20 protein-coding genes and 1 tRNA gene are annotated in these 23,083 nt (G+C 46.8%); 12 read left to right on the top strand and 9 right to left on the bottom strand.

All coding sequences use genetic code 11. The features are described from left to right. Positions 1 to 259: 259 nt before the first annotated feature. From D1627_RS15120 to katG, 3 genes are all read left to right on the top strand, one after another. On the top strand, positions 260 to 4,645 hold the full coding sequence (locus D1627_RS15120; protein WP_158607195.1) for a PKD domain-containing protein: 4,386 nt from the start codon (positions 260 to 262) through the stop codon (positions 4,643 to 4,645). 150 nt (positions 4,646 to 4,795) lie between these two features. Next, positions 4,796 to 5,317, top strand: coding sequence for a cupin domain-containing protein (locus D1627_RS15115; protein WP_119433341.1), 522 nt, complete (start codon positions 4,796 to 4,798; stop codon positions 5,315 to 5,317). 376 nt (positions 5,318 to 5,693) lie between these two features. Continuing rightward, positions 5,694 to 7,949, top strand: coding sequence for a catalase/peroxidase HPI (gene katG, locus D1627_RS15110; protein ID WP_119433116.1), 2,256 nt, complete (start codon positions 5,694 to 5,696; stop codon positions 7,947 to 7,949). A gap of 143 nt (positions 7,950 to 8,092) precedes the next feature. Here katG and D1627_RS15105 read toward each other — a convergent pair whose 3' ends face one another. Beyond that, positions 8,093 to 8,326, bottom strand: a complete 234-nt coding sequence (locus D1627_RS15105) for a hypothetical protein (protein WP_119433340.1) — start codon at positions 8,324 to 8,326, stop codon at positions 8,093 to 8,095. A gap of 504 nt (positions 8,327 to 8,830) precedes the next feature. On the opposite strand from D1627_RS15105, the gene D1627_RS15100 reads away from it, so the two are divergent. From D1627_RS15100 to D1627_RS15090, 3 genes are all read left to right on the top strand, one after another. Then, on the top strand, positions 8,831 to 9,454 hold the full coding sequence (locus tag D1627_RS15100) for a TolC family protein (RefSeq protein WP_158607194.1): 624 nt from the start codon (positions 8,831 to 8,833) through the stop codon (positions 9,452 to 9,454). 140 nt (positions 9,455 to 9,594) lie between these two features. Next, positions 9,595 to 10,227 carry a nitroreductase family protein gene (locus tag D1627_RS15095; protein WP_119433114.1) on the top strand — a complete coding sequence of 211 codons (633 nt, stop codon included), beginning with the start codon at positions 9,595 to 9,597 and terminating at the stop codon, positions 10,225 to 10,227. 183 nt (positions 10,228 to 10,410) lie between these two features. Then, entirely contained in the window at positions 10,411 to 10,920 is a 510-nt protein-coding gene (locus D1627_RS15090; RefSeq protein WP_119433113.1) for a VOC family protein, read from the top strand. A 160-nt stretch (positions 10,921 to 11,080) separates the two neighbouring features. Here the strand turns inward: D1627_RS15090 and D1627_RS15085 are convergent, their stop codons facing one another. Together D1627_RS15085 and D1627_RS15080 are read right to left on the bottom strand one after the other, a co-directional pair. Continuing rightward, positions 11,081 to 11,734 (bottom strand): pseudouridylate synthase, encoded by a 654-nt coding sequence (locus D1627_RS15085; protein ID WP_233555653.1) that lies wholly within the window; start codon positions 11,732 to 11,734, stop codon positions 11,081 to 11,083. 295 nt (positions 11,735 to 12,029) lie between these two features. Beyond that, a tRNA-Glu gene (locus tag D1627_RS15080) sits at positions 12,030 to 12,101 on the bottom strand. A 177-nt stretch (positions 12,102 to 12,278) separates the two neighbouring features. Here D1627_RS15080 and gap point away from each other — a divergent pair. The 4 genes from gap to D1627_RS15060 all read left to right on the top strand — a co-directional run bounded on the left by gap (position 12,279) and on the right by D1627_RS15060 (position 15,716). Beyond that, positions 12,279 to 13,271, top strand: coding sequence for a type I glyceraldehyde-3-phosphate dehydrogenase (gene gap, locus D1627_RS15075; RefSeq protein ID WP_119433112.1), 993 nt, complete (start codon positions 12,279 to 12,281; stop codon positions 13,269 to 13,271). A 187-nt stretch (positions 13,272 to 13,458) separates the two neighbouring features. Next, the gene (locus tag D1627_RS15070; protein WP_119433111.1) at positions 13,459 to 14,310 is read left to right on the top strand and encodes a universal stress protein; all 852 of its coding nucleotides are present in this window, start codon (positions 13,459 to 13,461) and stop codon (positions 14,308 to 14,310) included. Positions 14,311 to 14,411: 101 nt separating this feature from the next. Beyond that, positions 14,412 to 15,293 (top strand): diacylglycerol/lipid kinase family protein, encoded by an 882-nt coding sequence (locus D1627_RS15065; RefSeq protein WP_119433110.1) that lies wholly within the window; start codon positions 14,412 to 14,414, stop codon positions 15,291 to 15,293. Positions 15,294 to 15,368: 75 nt separating this feature from the next. Beyond that, positions 15,369 to 15,716, top strand: coding sequence for a translation initiation factor (locus D1627_RS15060; protein ID WP_119433109.1), 348 nt, complete (start codon positions 15,369 to 15,371; stop codon positions 15,714 to 15,716). A gap of 50 nt (positions 15,717 to 15,766) precedes the next feature. Here the strand turns inward: D1627_RS15060 and D1627_RS15055 are convergent, their stop codons facing one another. The 4 genes from D1627_RS15055 to D1627_RS15040 all read right to left on the bottom strand — a co-directional run bounded on the left by D1627_RS15055 (position 15,767) and on the right by D1627_RS15040 (position 18,949). Further along, positions 15,767 to 16,195, bottom strand: coding sequence for a hypothetical protein (locus tag D1627_RS15055; protein ID WP_119433108.1), 429 nt, complete (start codon positions 16,193 to 16,195; stop codon positions 15,767 to 15,769). A gap of 18 nt (positions 16,196 to 16,213) precedes the next feature. Then, positions 16,214 to 16,948, bottom strand: a complete 735-nt coding sequence (gene kdsB, locus D1627_RS15050; protein WP_119433107.1) for a 3-deoxy-manno-octulosonate cytidylyltransferase — start codon at positions 16,946 to 16,948, stop codon at positions 16,214 to 16,216. Between the two features lie 244 nt (positions 16,949 to 17,192). Continuing rightward, entirely contained in the window at positions 17,193 to 17,540 is a 348-nt protein-coding gene (locus D1627_RS15045) for a hypothetical protein (RefSeq protein WP_119433106.1), read from the bottom strand. A 56-nt stretch (positions 17,541 to 17,596) separates the two neighbouring features. Beyond that, on the bottom strand, positions 17,597 to 18,949 hold the full coding sequence (locus tag D1627_RS15040; RefSeq protein ID WP_119433105.1) for an NfeD family protein: 1,353 nt from the start codon (positions 18,947 to 18,949) through the stop codon (positions 17,597 to 17,599). A 107-nt stretch (positions 18,950 to 19,056) separates the two neighbouring features. Between D1627_RS15040 and D1627_RS15035 the strand changes: the two genes are divergently transcribed. Both D1627_RS15035 and D1627_RS15030 read left to right on the top strand, forming a co-directional pair. Then, positions 19,057 to 19,824, top strand: coding sequence for a DUF4905 domain-containing protein (locus D1627_RS15035; protein WP_233555652.1), 768 nt, complete (start codon positions 19,057 to 19,059; stop codon positions 19,822 to 19,824). A 6-nt stretch (positions 19,825 to 19,830) separates the two neighbouring features. Next, positions 19,831 to 20,775, top strand: a complete 945-nt coding sequence (locus tag D1627_RS15030) for a septal ring lytic transglycosylase RlpA family protein (protein ID WP_119433103.1) — start codon at positions 19,831 to 19,833, stop codon at positions 20,773 to 20,775. Positions 20,776 to 20,962: 187 nt separating this feature from the next. On the opposite strand, the gene D1627_RS15025 is transcribed toward D1627_RS15030, so the two are convergent. Further along, the gene (locus tag D1627_RS15025) at positions 20,963 to 21,961 is read right to left on the bottom strand and encodes a beta-ketoacyl-ACP synthase III (RefSeq protein WP_119433102.1); all 999 of its coding nucleotides are present in this window, start codon (positions 21,959 to 21,961) and stop codon (positions 20,963 to 20,965) included. A 145-nt stretch (positions 21,962 to 22,106) separates the two neighbouring features. Then, a complete protein-coding gene (gene plsX / locus D1627_RS15020) occupies positions 22,107 to 23,048 on the bottom strand; it encodes a phosphate acyltransferase PlsX (RefSeq protein ID WP_119433101.1) in 942 nt (313 codons plus the stop codon). Positions 23,049 to 23,083 lie beyond the last annotated feature (35 nt).

Below are 23,083 nucleotides of genomic sequence, written 5' to 3'. Positions count from 1 at the left end.
GCTCTGATAATATATACTTCTCGCTATAGTACCATACTTTAAATCCGTTAATCACCCTTTCTGAAAAGTAGTGTGGTATGGCATTTTTAGACTTTAATAAATCTGTATGGCCATGACTGTTACGCTCTATAAAATTTATTCGCAAAGCCTGCGGGCAGCGCAGCTTCAACTGCCTTGCAAACCTCTAACGTTTGGTAAACATATTTTAAGTCAAACCAAACGGAGCTTCTCTTACAAACGGTGGTTTTACCTGGCGTACTTGCTTTCTATATGTAGCCTGCTAAGTATAGCATTCCCAGGTAAGGCCGTAACAAGAGATGTAGTTACAGGGGTTAGTAGCGCGAACCTCAGCCAAACCACTGCAGAAGGCTTTGATAACACAGTGATGGCTATGGCGGTGCAGGAAGACGGGAAAATTATTGTTGGAGGTAATTTTACGTCTTACAATAGTATACCAGTAGGTAAAATTGCCCGCCTAAACCCGGATGGCACCTTGGATGCATCATTTAATAGAGGCATGGGCTTTAGTGGCACGGTAAGCACGCTGGCTATACAACAAGACGGTAAAATTCTGGTTGGCGGAAGCTTCTTTACTTTTAACGGTACCTCTCAGCGCCACATTGCACGCCTTAACCCGGATGGCTCACTTGATGAGTCTTTTAACTCAGGCGCAGGATTTAACAGAGATGTCAAAGCCATTACACTGCAAGCAGACGGAAAAGTGCTTGTAGGGGGAGGGTTTTCGGCATATAATGGCGTTTCGCGGCGCCACATAACCCGCCTTCATCAAAACGGCACCCTGGATACCCTTTTCGATGCTGGTGCAAATATAATAGGGATAGTGAAAGCTATTGCATGGCAGCAAGATGGAACCATACTTTTGGGAGGGAGTTTTAGGCAAAATACAACTTCCATACCCAAGGGTATAGCAAGGCTTACTACGGATGGTGCCTTAGATACTACATTTAACATAGGAGTTGGCTTTAGAGGAAATGTAAATACGTTAATCAAGCTGCAGAATGGGCAAATATTGGCAGGTGGTACTTTTAGTGCTTATGATAATATTGCAAGAGGTAATATTGCTTTATTGGATGCTAACGGGTCGTTAGATACGGCTTTTGCTGCCGGGGCAGGGTTTAACAGAGACGTGAACAGTATGGCCCTGCAAAAAGATGGAAAGATCTTAATCTGCGGTAAGTTCACTTCCTATGAGGGTCTTTCCCAAAATGGTATTGCCAGGCTTAACCCGAATGGCACGCTTGATAATACTTTTCATACTTTATTCGACAATCCAACATTATCAATCAACTCAGTAATTCTCTTAGAAAGCGGCAAAATGTTGGTAGGCGGAGACTTTACCTCATACGATGAAATTGCCGTAGGGCGGCTTGTTCGCCTGACTAATCAAGGTTCGATTGACCTTTTTTTTAATTCTTGGGATGGACTAGATGGAAATGTTAACTCGGTTGTATTACAAAAGGATGGTAAGATATTAGTTAGTGGAGACTTTATTTTCTTCAACGGTGTTATGAGGAGAGGCATTATGCGGCTATATACAGACGGGTCATTGGATACTACTTTTAACCTTGCTGCTAGGTTTAATGGCAGTATAAAAAAGATAGACCTTCTGCCAAATGAAAAGGTATTGGTATGCGGGAGATTTTCAGCATATGGAGATAAGTTTGCAGGTGGGCTTGCGCTTCTGAATACAGATGGCACCCTGGATGCTTCCTTTAAGGCCGCAACATTTGCAATTAATGCTAATACAACTACTATACAACAAAACGGGAAGATAATAGTGGCCGGAGAATCGCTCGGAAAAAAACGCAGCGATACACTTTCTATTAAAGGAATTGCAAGGTTTGGTAATGATGGTGCCTATGACCCTGGTTTTCAACTATCGTTGTGGGGGCAGATAAATGCCCTTGCTATCCAGCCAGACGGAAAAGTTTTGGTAGGAGGTGACTATGGTTTTGAGCAAAACGGTAGCCGTCAAACAAATGCATTGCGTTTTCATACAGATGGCTTATTAGATAGCACATTTGATGTAAGCAATAAAGTGAGAGGTACGGTTACTTCAATTGCTTTGCAGCCGGATGGGAAAGTGTTAGTTGGAGGAAGATTTAATGTGATTGGCGATAATACCTCCATTGGAGTTGCACGCCTTACCTCAGATGGTTTGCTGGATACAACGTTTAAAACAAGTCCAATCCTGAACGGAACCGTAATTACCCTCGCTTTACAACCGGATGGGAAAATATTGATGGGTGGCAACTTTACGTCCATCGGAAATAAGCCTATTGGGAGGGTTGCCCGGTTGTTTTCAAACGGAGGCCTTGATACCACTTTTATTGCTGGAACTGGGTTTAACGGGCAAGTCAACTCTCTTGCCCTGCAGCCAAATGGTAAAGTGTTGGCAGGCGGAGAATTTTCAGAATTTAACGGGAAGGCACGGGGCAAGATAGCCCGGCTTAACGCAGACGGAACGCTGGATGCCAGCCTGGAACCAGGGACAGGCTTTGATGATGCGGTAGTGGCCCTGGCTATGCAACCAGATGGTAAGGTAGTGGCAGGAGGGGCTTTTACAAACCTTAACGCTGACCCGCAGGGAAGGATTGCCCGCTTAGATGCCAAAGGCTTGTTAGATACCGCCTTTCATACAGGCTCAGGGTTTAATGCACCAGTACAGTCATTAGTTACGCAAGCAGACGGGAAAGTGCTGGCCGGCGGGGACTTTACAAGCTATAATGGCAAGCAGCAAGGCAGAATTGCACGCCTTAACACCGACGGCTCAGTGGATAGCACTTTTGAGGCTGTAGCCGGTTTTGATAGAGCCGTTACCACACTTGCGTTGCAGCCGGATGGCAAGATACTGGCGGGCGGGAATTTTATCACCTACAACGGCGCGATACGCGGCAAAGCGGCAAGACTACATGCCGATGGTTCCCTTGACCTGACATTTAAACCTTGCACTGGGTTTAGTGGAGGCGACGTCAATGCTATTGTTTTACAGAGCGATGGCAAAATATTAATCGGGGGGAGCTATACTATCTTCGACGATGAGCCCGCCGGGAGGCTGCTTCGCGTCAACACAGACGGCTCGCTCGATACAACATTTCAGGCAGGAGCAGGGTTTAACGGAGACCTGGCGGCGCTTGCCCTACAGCCTGACGGAAAGATAGTGGCAGGAGGCAGTTTTACAGACTTGGACAGTGTGAGTGTAATGAGGCTTACCCGCCTAAACCCAGATGGCTCCATTGACTCGACTTTTAAAACAGGTCAAGGTTTTAACGGCAACGTATCAGCCTTAGCACTGCTGGCAAACGGAAAGATCCTGGCTGGCGGCGAGTTTACTTCCTTCGATGGCACTATGCGCAACGGCATGGCACTGCTTAACCCGGATGGCACCCTGGATCCTGCTTATGATCCGGGTACAGGGTTCGATGGCGGGGCAGTAAATGCAATGTTATGGCAAGGCGATAGCACGGTACTGGTAGGGGGAGAGTTTGTGGCTTACAATGGCTTCCCAAGTAAACGCTTCGCGAAAATTACAGTGCCTTATGGAGATGCGTTGCTGGCAGAAACAGTGATGCAGACATACTGTGGAGATTCATATAAAACATTTGCCGACCTCTACGCAGCAGACACCATGCTTCTTTGGTTTGATGTGCCCTCCGGAGGTACTCCTTTAGCTCACGAACAAGTACTCAAAACAGGTATCTACTACTGTGCACAGGCATCAGCAGGAATTACCAAGCGCACCCGCGTGCAGGTTGTTCTAAGCTCGCCGCCCACAGCAACGCTGGCCGGTAGCGTGAGCATATGCAGCGGGGATAGTAGTGACTTAAGTATAACTTTAACTGGCACAGCCCCTTGGCTTGTTAGTTATTCTAATGGCGACAGTATCTCAACAATTGAGATAGGGGCCAACGCAGTGCGCAATGGCGTTTATAGCTTTAATGTTAGCCCCAAGTCAAGCACAACGTACACGCTACTTTCGGTGTCAGATGCCATTTGCTCTAACAGTTCACTTCAAGGCAGTACAACGGCATTAGTGAGCATAGCTCCAGAATCCAATGTTTCATTGATTACCCCGGATGTTCCGGCTCAAATCAATAACCCTGTAACGCTTTCAGCTCAACTCGAAGGAGAAAATGTTCTAAACATAACTTGGGATTGGGGTGATGGTAGTGCGCCTACCGTAGTATCGCCTACTACTATAGCTTCGGAAATGCCATCGGGCTCCTTCACTGGAAGCCATACATATAAAAATGCCGGGGTGTATAGGGTCACACTCACTGCTGAAAGTGCGTGTTCAAAGAATAGTTCTTCTACTTCGGCATTTATAATGGTTTATGATCCTTATAAATTTTTAAGCTTAAGCCAAGGGCTGCTCTATGCTTACCCGACAGTTTTCTCTGAGAGCACATCTCTAGTTTTTTCGCTGTATGCTGGTGAAACTTACACGCTTGAGCTATACAACTTTAAGGGAGAGCTGGTAAAGGAACTCGCATCCGGAACAGCCAAAACGCCAGGGTTAAACGAGCTAGAGGTAAGAAGAGAGTATTTGGCAGATGGCTTGTACATCATGCAGTTAACAACAGATAAACGACAAGTAAGCTCTAAATTAATTCTGCAAAGGTAGCGAAAGTATGAATGGGGTTTTATGGTTGAAAACGTATGGACCACTACGCTTAATACGGGTGTTAAAGATATGACTCTTACACCGATTTGGGCGAAGTATAAGCGGGAAATAATGGTACAGTTAAAGTTAATTTACTCAATGTACAGGTACATGGCAGCACCAAGCATACTATTAATTGCCGCCGCTACTCTGATAGGTTGCGAGAGCAAAGCGACTACAAGTAAAAAACAGGACAAAAGCGCAAGCCAACTCGAAGCAGATAGGGGAGCGAAGCCTTGGGCACTAGACATAGAAGAAGCCACAGTAGATAATACCAATTACCGCATAACCAAATGGACCGGCAATACCATGCAGATGGCGCTTATGTCACTAAAGCCGGGTGAGGTAATAGACCTGGAAATCCATTCGGGCATTGACCAGTTTATACGAGTTGAGCAGGGTCAGGCACAGGTGATGATGGGAAAAACGGCAGATAAGCTAACGTTTAGCCAAAATGTATCCGATGATTGGGCCATATTTATACCTGCCGGGTATTACCACCAAATAGAGAACGTAGGTAAAGAGGATCTAAAAGTGTACACCATTTATGCACCAGCCGAACATCTGAAAGGAACTGTGAACAAAACGTATCATGACGCTCAAAAATATCATGACACGAAGCATAAGCATTAGCAACAGAAATTTGATTGGGTGATATATAGAAAGCCGTCTAAGCTAATAGTTGGGGCGGCCTTTTCCATTTCATAGCGGATTGGTAAGTATGCTAGGTAGGGCATTCCAGGTTTTACAATGAAAATATTTTCTGATAATGCTTACAGTTGCAGGCTGTAAAAACTATGTGTTAGGCGCGCTATTTAAATAGTTGAAACAGATGAAAATAATCTATAGAACCTTTCATGAAAAGTATTATTATAGATACAATCTATGAAGTGATAGATATTTATGAACGGCTTAAATTAGACTTTAGTTAGATTTAGTCTTATCTTCATCATATCAAGATATAGTTACTAACTAGAAGCTATTAAAAACTAATATTATTGTTGTAACCATGGAACACAAAAAAGACAGACATGTAGCCCCAAATACCCCTGTGTGGGACACCAATGAATCCAGAAGATGCCCTTTCCTGGGAGGTGCAATGAAATACACAGCTGGCAGTGGTCGTTCAAACCGCGATTGGTGGCCGAATATGCTGAATCTAAGAATTCTACATCAGCACTCTCCGTCATCTAACCCGATGGATGAGAACTTTAATTATGCCGAAGAGTTTAAGAGCCTCGATTTTAAGGCTATTAAGCAGGATTTATATGACCTGATGACTAACTCTCAGGACTGGTGGCCTGCCGATTATGGCCATTACGGACCGTTCTTTATACGTATGGCCTGGCATAGTGCCGGTACGTACCGTATTATGGATGGCCGTGGTGGTGCTAGCTCAGGCTCACAGCGTTTTGCCCCACTCAACAGCTGGCCCGACAACGCCAATTTGGATAAAGCACGCTTACTCCTGTGGCCTATTAAGCAGAAATACGGCAAAAAAATATCTTGGGCCGACCTAATGATCCTGGCAGGTAACTGCGCGCTTGAGTCTATGGGCCTGAAAACGTTTGGTTTCGGTGGTGGCCGCGAGGATGTTTGGGAGCCCGAAGAAGATATTTACTGGGGATCAGAAGGCGAGTGGCTAGGTAACAAAGAGCGCCATGCAGGTGGTGTGCTTGAAAGCCCGCTTGCTGCCTCGCATATGGGTTTAATTTATGTAAACCCGGAAGGCCCTAACGGTAACCCGGATCCTGTGGCAGCTGCCAAAGACATCCGCGAAACCTTTGGCCGCATGGCCATGAACGATTATGAAACGGTTGCGCTTATTGCTGGTGGACATACTTTCGGTAAGACGCACGGTGCCGCTGACCCACGCGATTACGTGGATGTTGAGCCAGCAGGTGCAGGCATAGCAGAAATGGGCTTAGGCTGGCGAAATAGTTTCGGTAAAGGTCACTCAGAGCATACCATCACCAGTGGCTTGGAAGGAGCCTGGACAACCACACCAATACAGTGGAGCAATAACTTCTTTGAGAACCTGTTCGGCTTTGAATGGGAGCTTACTAAGAGCCCGGCAGGTGCACACCAGTGGAAACCAAAAGGCGAAGCCGGTGCAGGAACTGTACCAGATGCCCATGACCCTGAGAAGAAGCATGCACCTTTCATGTTGACCACCGACCTTGCCCTAAGGATGGACCCTGAATATGAAAAAGTATCGAGACGCTTTCTGGAAAACCCGGAAGAGTTTGCCGATGCTTTTGCACGTGCCTGGTATAAACTTACGCACCGCGATATGGGGCCAATTGCGCGTTACTTAGGCCCTGAAGTTCCGAGCGAAGAACTTGTGTGGCAAGACCCGGTTCCGGCAGTTACATATAAGTTAGTTGATGCAAACGATATTCAGGAGCTGAAAAGTAAAATTCTTGCCTCAGGGCTTTCTGTATCCCAGTTGGTAACTACTGCATGGGCTTCTGCCTCTACGTTCCGTAACTCTGATAAAAGGGGAGGCGCAAATGGTGCACGAATTCGCTTGGAGCCTCAAAGAAGCTGGGAAGTTAATAATCCACAGGAGTTGGAAAGCATATTAAGCACTTATGAGCAGATTCAGAAGGAGTTTAACGAGGCCCAGCAGGATGGTAAGCAGGTTTCGATGGCTGACCTGATTGTCTTAGGCGGATGTGCCGGTGTTGAGAAAGCAGCTAAGGATGCTGGATATGAGATTTCGGTGCCATTTACGCCTGGCCGCACGGATGCTTCGCAAGAGCAAACCGACTATGAAGCCTTTAGTATACTTGAGCCAAACGCAGATGGCTTCCGCAATTACTTCGGCAACCACGACCATATCTCCTCATCTGCTGAAGAAATGCTGATTGACAGGGCTCAGCTTCTGTCGCTGACTGCACCTGAGCTAACCGTGTTAATAGGCGGTATGCGTGCACTAAACACCAATTACAACCACTCTAATCTTGGTATATTTACAGATCAGCCAGAAAAACTGACAAATGATTTCTTCGTGAACCTGCTAGATATGAACACAACCTGGCGGGCTACCTCGGAGGCTGATACAGAGTTTGAGGGCCGCGACCGCAGAAGCGGTGAAGTAAAATGGACTGGATCGCGCGTTGACCTTATCTTTGGCTCTAACTCAGAGCTGCGCGCTATTGCAGAGCATTATGCTTGCTCAGACTCTAACGAAAAATTTGTGAAGGACTTTGTGAAGGCCTGGGATAAAGTAATGAACCTAGACCGCTTTGACTTAAAGTAATTCCATCATGCATTAGCGGCTTTTTAAAATGAGCTCAACCAATAAAGGCACCTGCTACCAGGTGCCTTTATTATTTAATGTCAGTTTTATAAGTTTATACTTTATCTAGACTAATGTTAGCGATGCATATGGCTACTCGGCAGTTAACGTAACGGCCTTTTAAAATCCCAGTATACCTCCAACGTAGTAGGTCCGCTTAAGTATGCCGGTATAGGCGTATACACAACCAGTCCATCATTTAAGACGCGCCCAACCTCAGCAATCTTAGCAATGCGCATGGCTTGCCACAGTAACCTGTCGTTTATCTCCTGAGCTACAGGCCGCTTGTTTAAAACATAAGGGCTATTCTCACCAAACTTAAAGATTGTTGTGTGCATCCTTATTATTAGCTTATAATCAATTAATTGCATGCTTTAATTATTGTATAAGATATGAATTAATTACTGTATTAAGCAAATCAGACAACCATAAAATTTAGAACGTATGGAAGCTATAAACTGCAATACTTATAGAGAAAACGGTAGGCTTACTCTTATCCGATTAAGTTTCTCGTCCCTTTAAATATAACAAGCTATACTTGGCCATATCCGTTGTGCATCTGCAAGCTATATACTCAAACTCTTGTAGGGCTAACTATTGCATGGTTAAATGGAGAAAATACTTTGTTAAGGGCTACTCTAATTTTATACCTACCGCTTTGCTATCAAAAACAAGAATTAACCTAATAATCGGTTGAATTTTTTTGTTGTGGAGGGATGCATAATCATACTTAGCGCAACAGGAATCAATTACATAGCGCGCAAGTATATGACATCAGCATTAACCTGAACCAAACACGTGATGCCATCGGGACGCTACACCAGATACCGGAGCCTAGTGCTGTGCTTGGCGATTGGCAACCTGTTTTGCAGCAGCAGGACTTGGGAAGCGCCGATCTTACCATGAAATGGCCGGTGTTCACAGAATGCAAACTGAATCTGGTTGTTACGGCTGCCCGCCTGAAGTATAGCGCCAGCCAAACCCAGACAGAATCCACCCGCGAGGAACTGCTTGCCAGCCTGACTGAAGCCTATTTCAGGGTGCGGATGGCCTCAGAAGCGCTTGACTTGCGCCAGCGGGTAAAAAACTCTGTAAAGGTGCATGCCAATAATGCGGAGAAGTTATTTAAAAATAGGATGACTCCGAAGGTGGAGCTTCTCTTTCTGTCTGTGGTTTTTCTGACTGGGCTCTTCCGTTACCGCGAGGGTGCTAGTATGGGCCTTTTCTTTATAACGCTGCCGATGCTGAGTGACTTGTCCTATCCGATAGAGGGATTTCCGCCATTCTTTCAAAAGCTATCCTGGGTTTTTCCTTCAACCTGGGGGGTGCGCGGATTTGTGAAGCTGACACAGATGGGCGTACCGCTTCAGGATGTAGCAGGTTCTTTGCCGCAAGCGCTGGTTTACTATATACTTGCTTCTGTGGTTCTAAAAGGGCTGGTGCGCAGCGCCTGGTATACATCTTAAAGTATACTTCATTTTAGATTACCGCTGAACAAAGATTCTACGAGGCTGTTTAAGCAAAACTATACTTTTAACAACAAGCACGGGCCAATGAATGGTTATAAATCCTTGCAAACCGAGATGAAATTAAATAAGCACAAAACATGGAATTATTAGATAAGTTGAGATGGCGCTACGCAGCCAAAGCCATGAATGGCGAGAAAGTGCCTCAGGAAAAGATTGATAATATCATTGAGGCAGTATCTCTTGCGCCTACTTCAAGTGGCTTACAACCCTTCGAGATTATCGTTATCACAAGCCAGGAGGTAAAAGAGAAGATCAAACCCATCGCCTGGAATCAGTCAGTAATAACTGATTGCTCCCATTTATTTGTGTTCGCAGCCTGGGACACCTACACCGCGGAACGCATTAATAAGATGTTTGACTTAACAAACGAAGTACGCGGGTTTACCAACGAGGGCTGGGAAAACTACCGCCAGATGCTACTAAATAGCTACCCGCAACGTGATGCTGACCTAAACTTCCATCATGCTGCTAAGCAGGCATACATTGCCTTTTCGCAGGCTATAGCCGCCGCCGCCTTCGAAGGGCTTGACAGTACACCGATAGAGGGTTTTGACCCTGATGCGTTAGATGAAATTTTAGGCCTTAGAGAAAAGGGGCTAAGGAGCTGCGTTATACTACCAATAGGGTATAGAAACAGCGAAAACGACTGGTTAGTTAACCTGACCAAGGTCCGAAAAAGTAAAGAAGATTTAGTGACTTTTGTGGAGTAACAATAAAGCAAGTGCAAGGGGTTGAAGCTAAAATTTTAACCCTTTGCATTTAGGTTATCATCCATAGTTATACTTAGCAATAAGTGAAATACGAGATCAGGGTGATAGGAAGTAGCCTTTGCAAGCCACAGTAAACACTTTTAAGAAAAATTATTAGCAAATAGGCATTAAAATAAGAACATTATGAAAGATACAGCTTATCCCAGGTCATTCTCTCACATCGGCATTACTGTTCCTGATATACATAAAGCGGTAGAATTCTATCAGGAGGTAATGGGCTGGTATGTGATCATGACTCCATCCACCGTCAAAAAAGAACGCGAGACTGCCATAGGGCAAATGTGTATCGATGTTTTCGGGGAAGACTGGACCGAATTTGAAATTGCGCATTTATCTACCTCAGATGGCATAGGAGTCGAACTGTTTTCGTTCCCAGGCGGCGTGAAAGAAGCTCCTGCATTTAACCCTTTTAATACCGGCCTATTCCATTTCTGTGTACAAGACTCTGACATTGAGGCGCTTACAAACAAGATTGTCGAATACGGTGGCAAGCAGCGCATGCCTATCCGCGAGTACTACCCTAATGAGAAGCCATTTAAGATGGTATATGTAGAGGACCCGTTTGGCATTGTATTCGAGATTTATACCCATAGTTATGAGCTAACCTATTCTTCGGGAGCTTATCAAAGTTAATTAACTACTTACAAGGTGCAGCTATTTAACCTGCTGCACCTTGTAGGCCTTTGTTCTATTCAGGAACTGCCCAAAATATTGGGAGAAGTTTACTCGTCAGTATCGGGGTGAGGCTGAAGGTTAAAGTATAGCATTTACTTAGCTAGAATGAGTCTTCCGTCTACGCCGTTTCTAACGCTACTGCGCCAGCCTTGATAAATACGGGTTCTTCTTCCAGTTCCATACCTTCCAGCATATGTGCCAGAATAGGTAAGCATTTTTCGCGGCAGGCAGGGTAAAACTTACCGTGTTTCCAGGTAGCAGTTTTCGGCGACAGACCCCACCAGAATTCTGCCATAGCCAGCGGTTTCATGTGTTGCTGAAAAGCGTACTGCAAAAGTTTTGGAGCTGCACACTCGCCCGCACCCGCAGGAGGGTTGCTGTTTGAAGTATCTTGGAAAATGGCGCGTAAGCTTTTTTCGGTGCCTTCTCGGTTCAAAAAACGGAACTGATCAAAAAGTTTTTCCTGGAGAGCTATAGAGTTAGACTTGCGTAGCTTCAATAGCAATTCAACTTGAGTAAGGCTATCCGTTGTATTTGTTTCTTTCAGCAGGCTGATTTCCTGGTTAAGCCGGGTTAGTTCGGCCATGCCGATATTCAGGAAGCTGCCTTCTGTTAGGCTGTCGAATACTGGTGGTACAAACCTGGCATGATGGAAGCCACCAGCCAGCTTCCCTGAAAAGGCAGCGAGGTAACCTATGTTGTTTTGCGCTGTCCGCACTACCAATACCCCAAACATCTTCCCGATAACTGCACCTGTTTGCTGTTTACTCAAGCCAAAGTTATGTTCCCAGTCCGATTGTGTGGCTAAGTATGACTGAAGCTCTGCAGCTGCCAGTAAACTAAGCGGGTGTGGTTCGTAACTAAAGGGGTAGGTAAATTTTGGGGGCAATGGAGTTCCAGCGATAGGTGCGGAAAATGGTATGAAAAACTTGTTTTCAGGGACTGTGGATACTCTCAATGTAATTTGGGTAAGCGTAGTAAGTTAAACTTCTGGTGCTGAAAGTAAAATAAAATTGCGGGGAGAAACAAAAAAGCCGCTCCAGTTATACCTGAAGCGGCTTTTCGAGTAGCCCGTAGGGGAATCGAACCCCTGTTACCAGAATGAAAATCTGGCGTCCTAACCCCTAGACGAACGGGCCGTTCTGTCTAATTGTGGTGCAAATATACGGCTCTTTTAATTCATGCAAAACAATCGCATGAAAAAAATTTGAGTTTTTACGTAAACCATTATGAACCAGCAACAAAAAATTTATTGGTTTTACACTATGCTAAATCGTAACTTCGCAACATTAACAAACTCTCAATAACTAGATACCATGTCTAAAATTAAAGTTGCAATTAACGGCTTCGGCCGAATCGGCAGACTTACTTTTAAGGCCCTGCTTTCCAAAGATAACGTAGAGGTGGTTGCTATCAACGACCTGACAGATACTAAAACACTGGCGCACCTGCTGAAGTATGATTCTGTACACGGAAGATTCAACGGTACAGTAGAGGCTTCTGAAAAGGGAATCACTGTTAACGGCAAAGAAATTCAGATCACTGCAGAGCGCGAGCCAAAGAACCTTCCTTGGGGCGAGCTTGGCATTGATGTAGTGCTGGAGTCTACTGGACGTTTCGTGGATGAAAAAGGAGCTGGTGGCCACCTGGAGGCCGGTGCCAAAAAAGTGGTTATTTCTGCGCCTGCTAAAGGCAACATCAAAACGGTAGTACTTGGTGTAAACGAGGAGATTTTATCAGGCGATGAGCAAATCGTTTCTAACGCTTCTTGTACTACAAACTGCCTTGCGCCAATGGCAAAGGTACTGGATGATACTTTCGGAATTGAGAAAGGATACATCACTACAGTTCACGCTTACACAGCAGACCAGAACCTGCAGGATGCACCGCACAGCGACCTGAGAAGAGCGCGTGCAGCTGCTTACTCTATCATCCCAACGTCTACAGGTGCTGCTAAGGCAGTAGGCTTGGTATTGCCACACTTACAGGGCAAACTTGATGGTGTGGCAATGCGTGTTCCTATTCCGGATGGCTCCCTGACAGACCTAACGGTGGTACTTAAGAAGCCAGCCACGAAAGAGGAAATCAATGCTGCGATGAAGAAAGCAGCAGAAGGCGATATGAAAGGCGTACTGGAGTATACCGAAGACCCAATCGTTTCCATTGACATCGTTGGCAACCCGCACTCATGCATCTTTGATGCAGAGCTGACTTCGGCTAACGAAACACTTGTAAAAGTTGTAGGCTGGTACGATAACGAAACCGGATACTCTAACAGAGCTGCTGACCTGATCACTAAGATTGGCTAAGCACTTAAAGCTTAAGATTTTTTGCCAAAAGCCTACCCTGTTGCAGGGTAGGCTTTTGCTTTTTAATCCGGTAAACATACCGCGCGGCAATAGAGTATAAAGTGACATAAGTCATCGTTTATATTAAGCGCATACTATACTTTTATACTTGGAAGCCAATTAGTTCATCCACAAAACCGCACACACTATGAGAAGGATTCTAGTTCCAACAGATTTTTCGGAGGAGGCACGAAACGCCTATGAGGTTGCCCTGGCGATAGCCCGGCGCACCGGCGCCGCCATAAAGCTTTTGCACGTCGTGGAGGGGCAGTACTATACGCCGAACTTCAGCGCCACCGGCGACACCATGGTCGGGAACGATAGCATGGAGCAAGTGTTTATGATGCAGTTGCTAAAAGTTACCAAAGGAAGAATGCAGGAACTGTTGAAAGCGATACCGCACCAAGGCGTTGACGTGGTGGAGGAAGTGGATGTAGATAAACCGATAAGTAAGATAAAGCGCACCATCGAAGAGGACCAGGTAGACTTAGTAGTGATGGGTTCGAAGGGCTCCAGCGGGTTGGATGAGTTTTTAATCGGGTCTAACACCGAGAAAGTTGTCCGGACGGCAACCTGCCCTGTACTCACGGTGAAGCAGCGCATAAAAGACTTTAATGTGCGGGAGATTGTGCTGGCCTCAGATTTTAAACGGGAGGTGCGTTATGCCATGGATCGCTTCAAGACTTTTCAGCAACTGTTTGGCGCGCGCATGCACCTGGTATACATTAACACGCCAGGTGCGTTCGAGTCTAGCGGAAACCTACGGCAAAAGCTGGAGGACGCCGCTGAGAAGTATGGCCTTAAGAACTATACGATTAACGTGTACAATGATGTGATGGAAGAAGACGGCATCCTGCACTTTGCCAACGATATTAAGGCCGATCTGATCATGATGGCTACGCATGGGCGCACCGGGCTGTCGCATTTGCTGAGCGGAAGCATCGCTGAGGACCTGGTGAACCATACCCCGATCCCGGTACTTACCTTCCATCTGAAATAGCCTAAAGCCAAAACTTATACTTTAGCCTGATGCCTCTCCAGCGTCAGGCTTTTTTATATCCGCGGTAAAAGCGGTAATTTTACTGCAAACAAACGCCTCCTATGAGCAAACGCCTGCATATACGCTTCATCATTAACCCAACCTCTGGGCCTAAAAGCCGTGTGAATGTGGCTGCCCGTATAGAGCAACACCTTGATCACCGAAAGTATAAGTATGAAATAGTGTATACTGAGCGCGCGGGCCATGCCCCGGAGCTAGCGCAAGAGGCAGCAGAAAGCGGGTGTGAGGTTGTAGTGGCCGTAGGTGGCGATGGAACAGTAAACGAGGTGGCCCGAGGCTTGCTGCACTCAGAAACAGCCTTAGCCATACTTCCGAAGGGCTCTGGAAACGGACTGGCACGTCACCTGAAACTGCCTTTGGGGCTTGAGGCTGCCATACGCGTGCTAAACCAAGGCCATATAACCACTATTGATACCGGCAACATCAACGGCCATCCTTTTTTTACCACTGCTGGCATTGGCTTTGATGCCTACATCAGCTCTGTATTTGCAGGCAATACCAAACGCGGCCTGCAAACCTATGTGGAACTGGTGATGAAGGAAGTGCGCAATTACAAGCACTTGCCCGTAAAAGCAAGTATAAATGGCAATACCATGGATACAGATTGCTTTGTGATGGCTTTTGCCAATGCAGCTCAGTACGGCAATAATGCGTATATCGCCCCCATGGCTGATATTCAGGATGGTTTGCTGGATGTATGCCTAGTTCGGAAAATTGATCTGGTGAAAGCGCTGCACCTGAGCTACTGCATGCTTACCAAGCAACTTGCCAACGCCGATAGCGCCGAGTACTTTAAAACAGATCATATATCCGTACAAACCGAGGAAGCGATGATGTACCATGCCGACGGTGAGTTTTTAGGAGAGTCGAAGGCGTTTGAGGTGAAAATGCTGCCACTCTCGCTGAAGGTTTTAGTACCTTAGGCTGGGGAGTTGAAAATTAAAAATCACGAATGGGCTTAAAGGCTCGTTCAGTTTGACATTATTGAACATACTAAGATGCGCGATAAGAATAAAAAAGGACGACAAGGCGTAGTATACTCTACGAACCAGGATTTTAGTTACGACTACGAAAACGAGTCGGCAGAGGAGACACTCCCGCCACAACAGCAAAACCTAAAGGTAATGCTCGACAAAAAATCCAGAGGGGGCAAGCAGGTAACGCTAGTGGCTGGCTTTGTTGGCACCGATGACGACCTGAAAGAACTGGGCAAGTTGCTGAAGAGCAAGTGCGGTGTGGGCGGCTCAGCCAAAGACAGAGAGATCCTGATCCAGGGTGATTTCCGTGACAAAGTACTACAGGTGCTAACGGCGGCTGGCTACAAAGCCAAGAAAGCCGGGGGATAAGAGTTTGGGAGGTTTGGAGTTTGAGAGGTAGAGAGTTCAGGAGGTAAAGTTTATACTTTGCCGTTTATACCTTTGAGGTATTTTGTTGGGCCTTGAAGGACGTAAAAGTTAGCCGTTTTCTGCACGAAAATCTTGCCCGCCAGGGCAGGGGCTTTGGGCGGGGCAGGCTTATACACCTCGTACGCGTGTTTATGGCCGGAAACTTTTAAGTAACCTGCTTCCTCTATTTTTTGCCTCAGCTGCTCTGGTTTATACTTCTGTACCGGTACCCGAAGCTCCGTGCGGCGGTACCATAGAAGTATAGTAACACTGAAAAGCAGGGAGAAAACAGCCGCGTTGAGCGCAATTTCCTGCAAAACCGTTCCTGCAGCCCCGGCAAACTTACCGCTCAGGCCATACCACAGGGCCGTAAGCAGGCTATACATCACAAAAAAGTATAGGTTCAGCTTTACAAACCGAAGCAACGTATAATTCTTCATCCTTAAATAATCTCCGGCTTAGTCCCGGCCTAAAATGCGCTCCAGGTCTTCCGGCGTGTCGATGCCGATGGTTTCGTGGTGGGTGATGGCCGTGGTAATGCGAAAGCCATTCTCCAGCCAGCGCAACTGCTCCAACGATTCGGCCAGTTCTAAGGCAGAAGGCGGCAACTGCGTGATCTGCTCCAGAATATCTGCCCGGTAGCCGTAAATACCGATGTGCTTGTAATAGGTATGCTGCTTGTGCCAGATATCCTCGGGCACGTTGCGGCAATACGGTATAGGCTGGCGGCTAAAGTATAAAGCCTCCTTCGCCTGGCTGATCACTACTTTGGGGGAGTTGATGTTGAAGAGCTCTTCCGGCGATTCTATCTTTTTAACTAGCGTGGCTAGCTGGGTTTGCGGGCGTTCGAAGCAGCTGGCAACCAAGTCGATCTGCTCAGGGTGAATGAACGGCTCGTCGCCCTGTATGTTAATGATGTACTCAAACGGCTCGTTATTCAGCTTGTAGGCCTCGAAACAGCGATCGGTGCCGCTTTGGTGCTCGCTGCTCGTCATCACGGCTTTGCCGCCAAAAGCCTGCACATGCTGCAAAATCCGCTCATCGTCCGTGGCCACTACCACATCCGTTAAACCAGACTGCTTCGCCTGCTCATACACGCGCTGAATCATACTTTTGCCGTTGATATCGGTGAGCGGTTTGCCCGGGAAACGGGTGCTAGCGTAGCGTGCCGGAATAATGCCGAGTACTTTCATAGGTATCAGGGGTTAGGATGATAGCCAAATATACGCAAGCTTTGCCGTTTATCCAGAGCCAAACCCTGCAAGCAGCACGGTTTTTACAGGGTTTATACTTTATGGGTTATTTATCGGTTGGCGTACGCTCTATAAACAAAAGCAGCGCATAAAGTAAGGAAAGGCTAAGGATGTGCAATCTCTTCATAACAGGTTCAGGTAGTTATACTTTAAAGATGCCTGAACCTGCCGAATGGTTGCAAACTTAAATGGCCTCTACCTTAATTACGTGTATGGCCGGCATTACACGCGGTTCGGGCAGCATGCCGCAGCGCCTGTCAATGGGCTCGGGCAGGGCTTCGTACTCCAGCTGTATCTCACTTGTCTCACTGGCTTTGAAAGCGGCCGGTATGGCATCTTCGTTCTCGGGCAGGTAGCGTTTCCCTTCAATCTCAACTTCAAAGCCGCAGCCGTCGGCAGCAATCTCGCCAGACCAGTGTAGGGTTGCTTTCGTTTTCATATTTTCATTGGCTTCGTTTTCCGGGCGTGTTGTGCTTTGGCAAGCCGTGAAGCTTAGCATGGCAAGAGCCAGCATTGTTTTTAGTGGTTTCATGTATGGTTTGCGTAAGACTTTTCAGTTAGAATGGCATGGCAACCTTATATTACCTGCTACACTTTCTTCACCCGAAGGGCAAAGGTGCTTTGGTCAATTACCTGTACGCTCTCGCCTTGCTCAATAAAGCCGTCACGGGCCTGGGCATCGTACAAAATATCGTCAATCATCACGCGGCCAGACGGCGCCATGCGGGTATGTGCCACACCCGTTTTACCTACCAAATGCTCGGCAGTATTAGCGGATCGGTACCCTTCGCGGCTATGGAAGGTATTTTTTAGAACCAGATGCTGCATAGAGCGGCTGTTGAGCAGGCGGTGCCAGGTTAGTGCAATCACAATGGCTGCCCCAATCATACCGGTTATCACCGAAGCTAGGCTCTTCATCAGGTTTTCAGAAGGCACAAAGGTGAAGTCGAAGAATTGATTGTTTATCATGACCAGCACCAGCGAAAGCACAGTTAAGATAATGCCACTGATTCCTGTAATGCCAAAGCCCGGCACCACAAAGAGTTCGAGCATGATCAGCACGATGCCGACCACGAACATCAGAATTTCCCAGTTCTCCGCCAGCCCATTCAGGTAGTATGGCACCAAGTACAGCACCGCCGCCGTAATAGCCGCCATCAATGGAAAGCCGATGCCCGGTGTTTGCAGCTCGAAGTATAAACCACCGATGATTATCAGCAAAAGTATACCGCTGATGAACGGGTTCAGGAAAAAGGAAATAATGCTATCGGCAGCGCTCAGTTCATAGTTTATAAGTTCGGCATCTTGCAGGTTCAATTTTTTTAAGACACCGCCTACGTTAGTGGTCACACCCTCGCAAAAACCAAATTTGATGGCCTCAGTGGTTGTCAGGGTAAGAACCTGTCCGGCAGAGAGCGTACTGTCTACGCTGGCCTCTACCATGGCCTCGGCCAGGCGTGGGTCCCTGCCGTTAGCCTCTGCCGTGGAGCGCATAATAGAGCGCATATAGCTTTGGTACTTGCCTGGGGCCGCCTCGCCGTTTGCGCCTACCACTGTGGCAGCGCCAATATTTGCACCTGGGGCCATGTAAATACTATCGCAGGCCAGCGAGATAAGGGCGCCTGCAGAAGCCGCGTTTTTATTGATGAACACATAGACAGGTTTCGGGTATTCGAGTATTCGCTTCCGGATCTCGTCGGCATCGTTCAGGGCACCGCCAAAGGTGTCCAGCACCAGCAATATATGGTCAGCGCCAGCTTCCGTAGCTTCCTCTAGGGCTAGTTCGGTATAGCGGTTGGTGCGCGGGTCAATCTCGGAGGTCACCTCCATCACAAAAACTTTTGGCTTAGCTTGTTGGCCTAAACTTAGCAAAGGCAACAGGAGCAGGTACGATAGCAGATAGAAGGGCAATAGTTGGCGGCGCTTTGGATAGGTTTTCATAAATTTGCGTAATGGTTTACAACCAAATCAGGAGATAATATAGCAAAATCCCATAGTATATCATACCTCCCATACTTACATACGATTTTAAAGCGCCCGTGTGGCGAATGCGCCTGGATAGCATTACAGGCTGCCTAGCCATAGAAATCCGGGATGCGGATGTTTTGCTGACCAGTTTCTATACTTTAGATACGGCTAGCCATACTTTGAAACAACTGCAGCTACCGCAGGCGAAGGCCTGGTGGCAGGGGCTAGAGGACGCAACTCACGGCTTTTTATACTTGCACGGCTATGGTAACAGACAACTGGGCCAACATAAAGGTATCATCGCCATTAGTCAGGTTACTGGCAAGCAAGTATGGGAAACAAAAGAATTGGCTTTTTATGGCGTTGACTCCCCTGGTTTACTTGCCTACAACCCTGAACAACCTGAAGCAGCATTACAGGTGTTGCACCCTACTACCGGTAAGGCAACCGGAATAACACGTACGCAGCAAGAGGCTGCAGCAGAAGTAGCGAAGTACAACCAAATACGCTATCAAAATTGCATATACCCTACGCTGTACCTCGAAGGAGAGGATCACTTTAACACAGTGCAGTTTTTTTTGAAACAGGAATTCGAAATAGAGGTTGTAAAGGCCATAGACTATGCCGAAACCGATAGCTGCCTGCTTGTGAGTTTTTATACGCTGGAGCCCGATGGAAAATTGCAAAACGAGCTTGCGGTCTTTAACCTTAAAGGCGATCTGCAGTTGAAAGTAACCCTCGGCACCGCTTTAACTGGAATAGGTTCAGATACTTTTTTTATCTTTAAGCATAATTTATATTTCATTCAGAATAAAGACATTCTACAGGTTTTCCGACTTTTAGTATAGCCCCTTATGATACGATCTTTTTTTCTTACCCTTATAGCAGTGCCTGTATTATCCTTTTCGGCTCAAGCATTTAACTTAACCGCCCCCCGCGACTCTGTGGGTACGGAGCGTAAGGCCGGCAAGCTGTTTGTGCGCCATAAAGTAGAACCAAAGGAGACTTTGTATGCGCTCTCCAGAAAGTATAGTGTGCCGGTTGCCCAGATTGTGGAGGCTAACCCTTCCGTTCAAACATCAATTAACATTGGCCAGATAGTACTGATTCCGAGAGGAGCTGCTCCAGCATCAACGTCAGCGGCCACAAAGTCAGCTCCTGCTGCCAGTAATCGAACTTATACTGTATCTCAGGTAGGGTATAAAATGCACACTGTGGAGCCGCAGCAAACGCTTTACGCTATCTCGCGCATGTATAATGTATCGGTAGATGATATTAAGGGATGGAACGGCCTGACAGATACTTCCATTGAAATAGGACAGAAGCTAATTGTGGGCAAAGGGGTAGCGCAAGCTACGCAAAAACCGGTGTATGTGCCGGAGCCAGACGATGAAATCGCTACAACACCAACCGCCTCTGTAAACGATGCTCCAACCAATGTCTCTTCGCCAGCGCCTGCCGCCGCAACGCCAGCTGCAAAGGCAACTGATCGGGTAGAAGAGGAGGAGACCACTGCCAAAGGGCTTAATAAGATGAGCGAGAGTGGCATGGCTGAAATGATTGATGCTAAATCGAACGATACGAACAAGTATCTGGCACTGCATAAATCGGCTCCGGTAGGCACCATCATGCAGGTGAAAAATATGATGAACGGCCAAGTGGTTTACGTGCGTGTAATAGGCAAACTGCCAGATACGGGTGCCAATGATAAAGTGGTAGTTCGTCTGTCTAAGAAAGCATATCAAAAGTTAGGTGCCGTAGATGAGCGCTTTAGAGTTGAGCTTTCTTACATGCCTTAATGGCAAAGTAAGACCATATAAAGTATGAAAGGCTGGCTCCGATAATTTGGGCCAGCCTTTTTTTGTAATCTGCCATTATGGTAAGCATTATACGCACCTATACGTAGGGGACAGGTGCTAAAAACAGCGAAGGCGGCACTCAATGGTATGGGTGCCGCCTTCGCTGTTCTATACTTTTATTGATTTCTTATTTTGGATCGTAGGCCCACTTCAGGTAGATAGCGCCCCAGGTAAATCCTCCGCCAAAAGCGGCAAGAATCAGGTTATCGCCTTTTTTCAGTTGGTTTTCATACTCCCAGAGGCAAAGCGGAATCGTGCCGCTGGTGGTATTGCCATACTTGTGGATGTTCAGCATCACCTTTTCGTTATCAAGACCCATGCGGTTAGCTGTAGCCTCAATAATGCGTTTATTCGCTTGGTGCGGTACAAGCCAAGCCACGTCCTCACCGGTCAGGTGGTTGCGCTCCATGATCTCAGCGGATACGTCTGCCATGCCTTTAACAGCAAACTTAAACACTTGCTGCCCTTCCTGGAAGGCATAGTGCTCGCGTGCCTGCACTGTTTCAATAGTAGCGGGTTTACGGCTACCACCTGCTTTCATATGCAGGAATGGCGCACCCGTTCCATCTGATTTCAGGATAGAGTCTTGGATGCCGAAGCCCTCTGTGTTTGGTTCCAGCATAACAGCGCCGCCGCCATCGCCAAAGATAATGCAGGTGGCACGGTCCGTGTAGTCCACGATAGAAGACATTTTATCGGCACCAACCACAACTACTTTTTTGTATTGCCCGGACTCGATGAACTTAGAGCCGGTAGCTAGGGCAAACAGGAAGCCAGAGCAGGCTGCCTGCAAATCGTAACCAAACGCGTTTACCGCGCCAACTTCTGCTGTGATCAGGTTTGCCGTTGCCGGAAATACCATGTCTGGCGTAGTTGTCGCGCAAATCAGCAAGTCGATTTCTTCCGGCTTGGTATTGGTTTTCTTTAGCAATTCCTTAACTGCTGGCACTGCAATATGAGATGTACCTTGGCCTTCGCCTTTCAGAATGCGCCTCTCTTTAATACCTGTTCGCGAGGTTATCCACTCGTCATTTGTCTCGACCATCGTCTCAAGCTCTTTGTTGGTGAGCACGTAGTCAGGTACATAACCACTCACGCCTGTAATGGCAGCAGTAATCTTACTCATTTGTTAAATCAGTTAAGGTGATAAAGATTAAGGCAGGCAATTTAATAAAAAAAACTTGGCATAACCTGTCAGTTTCTTCTAAAAAGAATCTTTTAACAGATTATGCCAAGTTTTATTAACGCTTTGGCTGGCAAAATGCCAGTTGCTACTCGCTGAAGTTCTTACGGAAACGCTCTGAAATTTTGGATGAGGCCATTTTCTGGGCCTGCAACACCATGTTACAAATAGCCCTAGGGCTAGATACACCGTGGCCAATAACTGCGTTGCCGTTAATTCCCAGAATCGGGCTGCCCCCTTCGGCTTCGTAGTTAAACTTGTCGAAGAATGGGTCATGCATGCCTTTATCGTTCAGGATGTCATACAGCGACTCAGCCATTTTCAGGATGATATTGCCGGTATAGCCATCACACACAATCACATCCGCCTTATCGTTAAAAAGATCACGACCTTCTATGTTACCGATAAAGTTAATGTTGGTATTGGCTTTCAGGCGCTGGTGAGCAGCCTGCGTCAGCATGGTACCTTTGCCTTCTTCCTCCCCAAGGTTCATGAGGCCCACTTTAGGGTTCTGAATATCCAATACATACTTGGCGTAAATAGCACCAAGCTCACCAAACTGCTCCAATACTTCCGGCTTACAGTCTGCGTTTGCACCAACATCCAGAATTACCCCCATGCCTCCGTTTAGCTTAGGCACAAGGCCCGCGATGGAAGGTCTGAGAATGCCTTCAACGGCCTTTACACTGAACATAGCACCTACCAGCATCGCACCGGTATTACCGGCACTACAGAAAGCATCCACTTTCTGCATTTTCAGTAACCCATAGCCGATAGCTATGCTGGAGTCAGGTTTTTGGGTCAGGGCTTTGGTAGGGTGTTCACCCATCTCAATTACCTGACTTGCATTCACAACGGTGATGTTGCTACCCGTGTAACCATATTCTTTGAGCAGATCGTTGACTACATCTTCCTTGCCAATCAGCACGATAGATGCACCAGCATCTAACTCCTGAGCGGCTTGGACAGCACCCTTAACAATAGCCTCAGGTGCAAAGTCACCGCCCATGGCGTCTAAAGCGATTCTCATTTACAGGGGGTGTTAAAATTATACAGAACTAAAAC

Source organism: Pontibacter oryzae (genome assembly GCF_003576375.1).
GTDB lineage: Bacteria > Bacteroidota > Bacteroidia > Cytophagales > Hymenobacteraceae > Pontibacter > Pontibacter oryzae.
The sequence above is the reverse complement of the archived record's forward strand: the minus strand, read 5'-3'. Positions and strand labels throughout refer to the sequence as shown.

Bases quoted from the DNA above. Each gene is read 5' to 3' on its own strand.
- D1627_RS15115 (WP_119433341.1), top strand. From the start codon at position 4,796: ATGGCAGCACCAAGCATACTATTAATTGCCGCCGCTACTCTGATAGGT.
- katG (WP_119433116.1), top strand. From the start codon at position 5,694: ATGGAACACAAAAAAGACAGACATGTAGCCCCAAATACCCCTGTGTGG.
- D1627_RS15105 (WP_119433340.1), bottom strand. From the start codon at position 8,326: ATGCACACAACAATCTTTAAGTTTGGTGAGAATAGCCCTTATGTTTTA.
- D1627_RS15095 (WP_119433114.1), top strand. From the start codon at position 9,595: ATGGAATTATTAGATAAGTTGAGATGGCGCTACGCAGCCAAAGCCATG.
- D1627_RS15090 (WP_119433113.1), top strand. From the start codon at position 10,411: ATGAAAGATACAGCTTATCCCAGGTCATTCTCTCACATCGGCATTACT.
- gap (WP_119433112.1), top strand. From the start codon at position 12,279: ATGTCTAAAATTAAAGTTGCAATTAACGGCTTCGGCCGAATCGGCAGA.
- D1627_RS15070 (WP_119433111.1), top strand. From the start codon at position 13,459: ATGAGAAGGATTCTAGTTCCAACAGATTTTTCGGAGGAGGCACGAAAC.
- D1627_RS15065 (WP_119433110.1), top strand. From the start codon at position 14,412: ATGAGCAAACGCCTGCATATACGCTTCATCATTAACCCAACCTCTGGG.
- D1627_RS15060 (WP_119433109.1), top strand. From the start codon at position 15,369: ATGCGCGATAAGAATAAAAAAGGACGACAAGGCGTAGTATACTCTACG.
- D1627_RS15055 (WP_119433108.1), bottom strand. From the start codon at position 16,195: ATGAAGAATTATACGTTGCTTCGGTTTGTAAAGCTGAACCTATACTTT.
- kdsB (WP_119433107.1), bottom strand. From the start codon at position 16,948: ATGAAAGTACTCGGCATTATTCCGGCACGCTACGCTAGCACCCGTTTC.
- D1627_RS15045 (WP_119433106.1), bottom strand. From the start codon at position 17,540: ATGAAACCACTAAAAACAATGCTGGCTCTTGCCATGCTAAGCTTCACG.
- D1627_RS15040 (WP_119433105.1), bottom strand. From the start codon at position 18,949: ATGAAAACCTATCCAAAGCGCCGCCAACTATTGCCCTTCTATCTGCTA.
- D1627_RS15035 (WP_233555652.1), top strand. From the start codon at position 19,057: ATGCGCCTGGATAGCATTACAGGCTGCCTAGCCATAGAAATCCGGGAT.
- D1627_RS15030 (WP_119433103.1), top strand. From the start codon at position 19,831: ATGATACGATCTTTTTTTCTTACCCTTATAGCAGTGCCTGTATTATCC.
- D1627_RS15025 (WP_119433102.1), bottom strand. From the start codon at position 21,961: ATGAGTAAGATTACTGCTGCCATTACAGGCGTGAGTGGTTATGTACCT.
- plsX (WP_119433101.1), bottom strand. From the start codon at position 23,048: ATGAGAATCGCTTTAGACGCCATGGGCGGTGACTTTGCACCTGAGGCT.